6 protein-coding genes and 1 riboswitch are annotated in these 8,159 nt (G+C 64.7%); of the genes, 3 read left to right on the top strand and 3 right to left on the bottom strand.

The features are described from left to right. Positions 1–259 (bottom strand): Hpt domain-containing protein (locus RUW20_RS16820; protein ID WP_313953379.1); only part of this gene is annotated, 259 nt, incomplete at its 3' end. Positions 260–483: 224 nt separating this feature from the next. On the opposite strand from RUW20_RS16820, the gene RUW20_RS16815 reads away from it, so the two are divergent. Both RUW20_RS16815 and RUW20_RS16810 read left to right on the top strand, forming a co-directional pair. Further along, positions 484–828: an FKBP-type peptidyl-prolyl cis-trans isomerase gene (locus RUW20_RS16815; protein ID WP_313953378.1), complete on the top strand. Its 345-nt coding sequence runs from the start codon at positions 484–486 to the stop codon at positions 826–828. Between the two features lie 273 nt (positions 829–1,101). Beyond that, complete coding sequence (locus RUW20_RS16810) at positions 1,102–1,821, top strand: pseudouridine synthase (RefSeq protein ID WP_313953377.1); 720 nt, start codon at positions 1,102–1,104, stop codon at positions 1,819–1,821. Between the two features lie 166 nt (positions 1,822–1,987). Here the strand turns inward: RUW20_RS16810 and murB are convergent, their stop codons facing one another. After that, on the bottom strand, positions 1,988–3,025 hold the full coding sequence (gene murB / locus RUW20_RS16805; protein WP_313953376.1) for a UDP-N-acetylmuramate dehydrogenase: 1,038 nt from the start codon (positions 3,023–3,025) through the stop codon (positions 1,988–1,990). Positions 3,026–3,051: 26 nt separating this feature from the next. Then, the gene (gene metH, locus RUW20_RS16800) at positions 3,052–6,756 is read right to left on the bottom strand and encodes a methionine synthase (RefSeq protein ID WP_313953375.1); all 3,705 of its coding nucleotides are present in this window, start codon (positions 6,754–6,756) and stop codon (positions 3,052–3,054) included. A gap of 68 nt (positions 6,757–6,824) precedes the next feature. Continuing rightward, positions 6,825–6,906, bottom strand: a riboswitch (SAM riboswitch). A 290-nt stretch (positions 6,907–7,196) separates the two neighbouring features. Here metH and RUW20_RS16795 point away from each other — a divergent pair. Continuing rightward, positions 7,197–8,105, top strand: a complete 909-nt coding sequence (locus RUW20_RS16795) for a DMT family transporter (protein WP_313953374.1) — start codon at positions 7,197–7,199, stop codon at positions 8,103–8,105. The last annotated feature ends 54 nt before the right edge of the window (positions 8,106–8,159 follow it).

Below are 8,159 nucleotides of genomic sequence, written 5' to 3'. Positions count from 1 at the left end.
TGCTGCGCACACGGTCGAGAACGGTCTCGAGCGGGTGAACCATGCCTACCGCCAGGTCGACTTTGCACAGGCCCGCATCGCCCTTGATGTTGTGCAGGGTGCGGAACAGGCTCCTGATCAATTCCGGCTCACCGGGCTCGCGCCGCAGGCGAATGACATCATGCTCGATGGTCGGCGCATAATCGCGGAGCACCTCCATGAACTCATCGAGTGCGTCGAGGTCGGCAACGACCGGTGCAGCGGAAGTTTGTCTTGCCATGGCGCATTCCCCCTGTCTTTTATTGCTTGAAGTTTAACAAGAATCGACCTGTACGGCGGCCGCAATTTGTGCTAGGCACGAGTCTTGTCAGGCCTCGGAAGAGGAAATGCTCATCGCATCGTCGCCTTGCTTTCTGTTAGGGCGCCCGCGTGGCGCATGCAAATGGCCCTTTTGTCGGCATGCTGGGCTAAACTTCGCTTCTTTTGTGTTCATGAGGATCTACCATGCCCCTTGTCACCACCCCTAGCGGCCTCCAGGTTGAAGACATCATCGCCGGCAGTGGCCCCATGGCAATTTCTGGTCAGCACGTCATCGTGCATTACACGGGCTGGCTGGCGGACGGTACGAAATTCGATTCGAGCGTGGATCGTAACGAACCCTTCCGCTTTCCCCTCGACGGGCGGCACGTGATCGCCGGCTGGGAAGAAGGTGTCCCCGGGATGTGCGTCGGTGGTGTTCGCCGGCTGATCATTCCGGCCGATCTGGCTTACGGCGCGCGCGGCGCGGGTAATCTGATCCCGCCACACGCCAAGATCACCTTCGATATCGAGCTGCTCGATATCGCCTGATCGATGGCCGACCGGCCACCCAAGACGCTGAGACTGCCGGCCGGGGCACGGGCCGCCGCCGCGGCCGCCCGCAGTGGCCGCTCACCACCTCCTGGCGGCAGCCCCAGCAAAGCGTCGGCGGCAGCCGCCGATAGCGCAGCGCCAGCGCCATACAAGGCCAAGGCCTCGGCTGCGGCCGCAGAGTCTCGCACGTCGCCGGCAAGGACGGCCGGCGCTCGCCCAGCCGCGTCGGCCGCTACCGGCGCTGCAACGCCTGGCACGCCGCCAAGCGGTGTGCGAATTTCCAAGCTGATGGCCGAACGAGGTCTGTGTTCGCGGCGCAGTGCGGATGAATACATCGCGCGCGGCTGGGTGTTTGTCGACGGACGGCGAGTGAGTGAACTCGGGACCCGTGCCGATCCCGCGGCGGTGATCGTCCTCGACAAGGAAGCCAAAGCGCATCAGAGCAGTCGCTTGACGATCCTCCTGCACAAGCCGATGGGTTACGTCTCCGGACAGCCCGAGCCCGGCTTCACGCCGGCAGTGACGCTGATCCAGCCCGAGAATCAGGTTGCCACCGCTGAAACGCCAGCCTTTCATCCGTCGTGCCTGAAGGGACTGGCACCCGCCGGCCGTCTCGATATTGATTCGACCGGCCTGCTGGTGCTGACCCAGGATGGCCGTGTGGCGCGCCAGTTGATCGGCGAAGACTCGAAGGTGGACAAGGAATATCTGGTTCGCGTTGAAGGCCATCTTGATGCCAAGGGCTTGGCGCTGCTCAATCACGGCCTCAGTCTCGATGAACGGCGGTTGAAACATGCCAAGGTCGAGTGGCTGAACGAAGATCAGCTCCGTTTCGTGCTTCGCGAAGGCAGAAAGCGACAGATCCGGCGCATGTGCGATCTGGTCGGCTTACGGGTGACCGGTCTCAAACGAGTCCGCATCGGTGCCGTCCGGCTCGGCGATCTACCGCTGGGTCAATGGCGCTTTCTGCGGCCCGACGAGGTGTTTTGACGATGCTCCCCAGAGCAAGCAAGTTCGCTCCTCGCATCACCTGAAGATCAAACGGAGAAGATGACATAAGCAATTGTGGTGGTGGGGGTGTTACCGACAACGGTTACCGCATCCACTCCAGCGACGAGTCATCGGCGCGTCAGCTGTTGGAGCGTTGTCTCCGCGCTCACAGGAAGACGGGCTCGGTCGCCAACTCGATGCCGAAGCGTTGGCGGACATCGGCCTGAACGGCTCTTGCCAGGGCGATGACCTCGGCGCCGCGCGCGCCGCCGCGATTGACCAGCACCAGCGCCTGCTCCTCGTACATCCCGACGCGGCCGAGGTCCCGACCTTTCCAGCCGCTTTGTTCGATCAACCAGCCGGCGGCGAGTTTGACCCGGCCATCGTCCTGTGGATAGCGCGGCAGATCAGGGAAGGCGATGGCCAGGCGCTCGGCGACTGTCGCGCTCAGCACCGGGTTGTGGAAGAAACTGCCGGCGTTGGCGAGCGTGGCCGGGTCGGGTAGTTTGCGGCTGCGGATGGCGATCACCGCGTCGGCGATCTGGCGGGGCGTCGGGTGGCTGAGCTGCTGCCGGTCGAGTTCGGCGGCGAGATCGGCATAGCGGGTCAGCGGCTGCCAGCATCGCGGCAGACGGAAGGTGACATGGGTGATCACCCGTTGCCCGTCAAGATGCCAGCCCTGCTGCTTGAAAACGCTGTCACGATAGGCAAAACGGCAGGCGGCGCGATCGAGCCGAAGCAGCCTGCCCGTGGGCAGGTCGAAGGCTTCGAGCGACTGGAAGCGATCGGCCACTTCCAGGCCGTAGGCACCGATGTTCTGGATCGGCGCGGCGCCGACGGTGCCCGGGATGAGAGCCAGATTCTCGAGGCCCGGCCAGCCCTGCGCCAGCGTCCACAGCACCAGCTGATGCCAGTTCTCGCCGGCCCCGGCGCGTATGTACCAGGCGTCGTCATCCTCGCCGATCAGCTCGCGGCCGCGAATGGCCATCTGCAGCACCAGTCCGTCGAAGTCGCCGGTGAGCACCAGGTTGCTGCCGGCACCGAGCACGAAGCGGCGCAGAGTGCTGTCGCCGGCGAGCTTCGCCAGTTGATCGGCCGAGTGGATTTCGGCATGGAAGGCGGCGCGGCCGGGCAGGGCCAGCGTCGTTCGCCCGCTGAGATCGACGCTCCGCTGGACAAAATCGGGAAGCCGTGGCTCGCTCACCGCTTGCCCTTCTTCTCCACCGTCGCCTAGAGCAAGGGTGCCAGCCAGCGTTCGGCTTCGGCGACGCTGAAACCGGCTCGCGCCGCCCAGTCTTCGAGCTGGTCACGGGCGATCTTGCTGACCGCGAAGTAGCGCGTCTGCGGGTGTGCCAGATAGAAGCCCGCCACCGCTGCCGCTGGCGTCATGGCAAAATTTTCGGTCAGCTCCATGCCGCTATTGGCCGTTGCGTCGAGCAGCGCGAACAGCGCGCGCTTGGCGGTATGGTCGGGGCACGCCGGGTAACCCGGCGCCGGCCGGGTGCCACGATAGTCCTCACGGATCAGCGCCTCGCGGTCCAGCGTTTCATCGCTGGCGTAGCCCCAATAATCGCGGCGCACCTGCGCATGCAACCACTCGGCGCAGGCTTCAGCGAGACGGTCGGCGAGCGCTTTCAGGATGATTGCGTGGTAGTCGTCGTGCGCGGCGGTGAATTCGGCGAGCTTGGCTTCGATGCCGAAGCCGGCGCCGACGGCAAAGGCGCCCACCCAGTCCGGCGTGCCGCGCTCGGCGACGAAGTCGCTCAGACAGTAATGCGGTTTGCCTGAGGGGCGTTCCTGTTGCTGGCGCAGGTTGTGCCAGCTCATCGACTTCTCGCTGCGCGATTCATCGGCGTAAATTTCGATGTCATCGCCAACCGCATTGGCGGGAAAGAGGCCGAAGACCGCATTGGCGCTCAGCCATTTCTCGTCGATGACCGTTTGCAGCATCTTCTGCGCGTCAGCGAAGACTTCGCGCGCGGTGTCGCCAACCAGCGGATCGTCGAGGATCTTCGGAAAGCTGCCGGCGAGATCCCAGGTCTGAAAGAACGGTCCCCAGTCGATGTATTCGGCCAGCGTCGCCAGGTCGACGTCGCGCAGCACGTGCAGGCCGGGTTTGTTCGGTGCCACGGGTCGGTAGGCGGCGTCGTCACCGCTGAAGCGGTTGGCGCGTGCGGCGGCCAGGGTCACCAGCGGTATGCCCTTCTTGTTGGCGTGCTGCACGCGCAGCTTTTCGTAGTCGGCCGCCACTTCGCTTCTGAAACTGGCGGCGTTGTCGATCGACAACAGTCGGGTGACTACCCCGACCGCGCGCGAGGCGTCGGGGACGTAGACCACCGGCCCCTTGTAATTCGGTGCGATTTTGATCGCCGTATGCACGCGGCTGGTCGTCGCGCCACCGATCAGCAGCGGGACCGGCGGGCCGCCGTCGGTGCCGTCTGCGAATCCGAGGCGCTGCATCTCGGAGGCGACGTGGCTCATCTCTTCGAGCGACGGGGTGATCAGGCCCGACAGCCCGACCGCCTGCGCGCCATGTTCTCTGGCCGCGCGCAGGATGTTGTCGCAGGAAACCATGACGCCGAGGTCGACGACGTCGTAGCCGTTGCAGCCGAGGACGACGCCGACGATGTTTTTGCCGATGTCGTGCACGTCGCCCTTGACCGTGGCGACAACGATCTTGCCCTTGCTGCTCACCCCGGTACGCAGCTTTTCGGCTTCGACATACGGAATCAGGTGCGCGACAGCCTGTTTCATCACCCGCGCCGACTTGACCACCTGCGGCAGGAACATCTTACCGGCGCCGAAGAGGTCGCCGACGACGTTCATGCCGTTCATCAGCGGGCCTTCGATGACCGCCAGCGGCGGCTCGCCGGCAGCCTCCAGCGCCGCGCGGCATTCTTCGGTGTCGGCGACGACGAAGTTGTTGATGCCTTTGACCAAGGCGTGCGTCAGGCGCTGCTCGACCGGCAGCTCGCGCCAGCTGAGATCGGGACCGCTGTCTTTGGCCTTGCCTTCCTTGACCGTCAGCGCAAATTCGACCAGCGCTTCGCCGGCTTCCGGGTGGCGGTTGAGCACCACGTCCTCGACCTTTTCGCGCAGGACGGCGTCGAGATCGTCATAGACGCCGAGCATGCCGGCATTGACGATGCCCATCGACAGTCCGGCCTTGACCGCGTGATAGAGGAAGACCGTGTGGATCGCTTCGCGCACCGCGTCGTTGCCACGGAAGGAGAACGAGACGTTGGAGACGCCACCGGAAATCTGCGCCGCGGGCAGATTGGCGCGAATCCACTGGCACGCTTCGATGAAGTCGACGGCGTAGTTGTTGTGCTCTTCGATGCCGGTGGCGATGGCGAAGATGTTCGGGTCGAAGATGATGTCCTCGGGCGGGAAAGCCGCCTGCTCGGTGAGTAGCTGGTAGGCGCGCGCGCAGATTTCGGTCTTGCGCGCGTAGGTGTCGGCCTGCCCGTTTTCGTCGAAGGCCATCACCACCACCGCCGCGCCATAGCGCCGCGCCAGCCGCGCCTGGCGCAGGAACGTGGCCTCGCCCTCCTTCATCGAGATCGAGTTGACGATGCCCTTGCCCTGGATGCACTTGAGGCCGGCCTCGATGACCTCCCATTTCGACGAGTCGATCATGATCGGCACGCGCGAGATGTCCGGCTCGCTGGCGATCAGCTTCAGGAAGCGATCCATCGCCGCCTGCGAGTCGAGCATCGCCTCGTCCATGTTGATGTCGATCACCTGCGCGCCGTTTTCCACCTGCTGGCGGGCGACCGCCAGTGCGTCGTCGAAGCGGCCTTCGAGAATCATCCGCGCGAAGGCTTTCGAGCCGGTGACGTTGGTCCGCTCGCCAACATTGACGAACAGCGAGTCCTTGCCGACGTTGAAGGGTTCGAGACCCGCCAGGCGCAGCTTGCGTTCGAGCCTGGGGATGGCGCGTGGCCTGACGCCGGCGACGCCGCGGGCGATCGCGGCGATGTGCTCGGGTGAGGTGCCGCAGCAGCCGCCGACGATATTCACGAAACCCTGACGCCCCCAGTCGGCAACCTCGGCCGCCAGTTGCGCCGGCGTTTCGTCGTAGCCGCCGAAAGCGTTAGGTAGTCCGGCATTGGGGTGCGCCGAGATGAAGCAGTCGCAAAGCTGCGACAACTCTTCGACGTACTGCCGCAACTCGGCCGCGCCGAGGGCGCAGTTGAGGCCGAAGCTCAGTGGCCGGATGTGGTTGAGCGAGTTCCAGAAAGCCTCGGCGGTCTGCCCGGAAAGCGTTCGGCCGGAAGCGTCGGTGATGGTTCCGGAAATCATCACCGGCCAGCGGCGACCTGCCTGTTCGAAATACTGTTCGACGGCAAACACGGCGGCTTTGGCGTTCAGCGTGTCGAATACGGTTTCGATCAGGACGATGTCGGCGCCGCCTTCGCAGAGCCCGCGGACCGCTTCGACGTAGGTGGCGACCAGTTCGTCGAAACTGGTGTTGCGGTAGCCAGGGTCGTTCACGTCGGGGGAGATCGACGCCGTGCGCGAGGTCGGGCCGAGAACGCCAGCGACGAAACGTGGCCGGCTCGGGTCGCGGGCGGTGAACTCGTCGCACACCGACCGCGCCAGCTGCGCGCCGGCGAAGTTCAGCTCATGGACGATCGCTTCGAGGTGGTAATCGGCCTGCGAAACGCGGGTCGAGTTAAACGTGTTGGTTTCAACGATGTCGGCGCCGGCAGCCAGATACTCGGCATGGATCGCCCGGATCAGCTCTGGGCGGGTCAGCAGCAGGAGGTCATTGTTGCCTTTCAGGTCATGCGGGTGCGCGGCGAAGCGGCTGCCGCGGTAATCGGCCTCCTGCAGGCCATGGCGCTGGATCATCGTGCCCATCGCACCGTCGAGAACGAGAATGTTCCGTTCGAGGCAGGTGGTCAGTTCGGCGGTGCGGTCGGGCTGCATGCGGTATCCCTTTGTTACGGTTCTGGTGCGGCGCTGCAAAACAAAAAACCCGTCAGCGCAAAGCTCGACGGGTCTGGGTGTGGGCCTCGCTTTAGCGGAATTTTTAACGCGCCCGCAATCTGTTTACGTCAAATCGGCGCGAACCCGGCGCTCAAGCTCGGGCAGGGGCAAATCTACCCGCCAGGCAATCGCTTGTCAAGCCGGCCAAGCCCCAGCCAGGCGCTCCACCGCCCGCTGGGCGCAGAGGCGCAATCCGGGTTTGCCATGCGCCCGGCGGTGTGCTGTTTTCCCGCATCGGATCCCGCTCACCAACTTGGCCCTTGCCCTTGCCTGCCGGCGACGACGCAAATGTTTGCCCGCTGCCTCCTGTTGCCGTACAGTGAGCGCCCGCTTTCGTTCGCCCGTGGCGTCCGCAAGCTTATTCTCGTTTCGCCATCGGTATGCTCTGGAAACACTGGTCTTCCGAAAGTGTTGGCGTCGCCCTGGCGATCCTCGCGGCTTTCGGCTTCTCGTTCAAGGCGATCTTCGTCAAGCTCGCCTACGCCGTCCCGCAGGCGGTACCGGTCGAAGCGGTCACCCTGCTCTCCCTGCGCATGCTGTTTGCGCTGCCATTCTTCATCGTCATCGGTTTGCACGCCAGCCGCGCGGCGCCGCCGCTCTCGCGAAGCGACTGGCTGACACTCAGCGCACTCGGCCTGCTCGGCTACTACGGTGCGAGTATTCTCGACTTCATCGGTCTGGGCTATATCAGCGCCGGGCTCGAGCGACTGATCCTGTTCACCTATCCGACGCTGACGGTGCTGATCGGCGTGTTGTTCATGGGCAAGGCGCTGCAGCGGCGCGAGATCGCGGCCTTGCTGCTGTCGTATGCCGGGATCGGCCTCGTTTTTGCCCACGACGTAGAGTTCTCCGGAGAAACCGGTGCGGTGCTGCTCGGATGCGCCTTCGTCTTCGCCTCGTCGCTTTCTTACGCCTTCTATCTGGCAGGTAGCGGGCCGATGATCCAGCGCCTCGGTTCGGCACGCTTTACGGCGCTGGCGATGCTCGTTTCGACCTTCGCCACCCAGCTCCACTTCCTGCTCACGCAGCCGCTGTCGGCATTGCGCCAGCCACCGTCCGTCTATGCCTACGGGGCAGCAATGGCGCTCCTTTCGACGGTCCTGCCGGTGTTCCTGCAATCAGCGGCGATTCGTCGCATCGGTGCGGCGCGCTCGGTGATGATTGGCACGCTGGGTCCAATGCTGACCATCGCCTTCGCCTGGTGGTTGCTCGACGAACCGCTGTCCCCCAGCCAACTGGCGGGTGCAGCGCTGGTTCTGGCGGGGGTGTGGCTGATCTCGCGGCGCTGAGTGCGTGGCTGCACGGCGCCGGCGACGGCGACGGCTGCCGCGCGCAGGCCTGGC

Origin of the sequence: Accumulibacter sp., from assembly GCF_032229525.1 — a bacterium.
GTDB lineage: Bacteria > Pseudomonadota > Gammaproteobacteria > Burkholderiales > Rhodocyclaceae > Accumulibacter.
The sequence above is the reverse complement of the archived record's forward strand: the minus strand, read 5'-3'. Positions and strand labels throughout refer to the sequence as shown.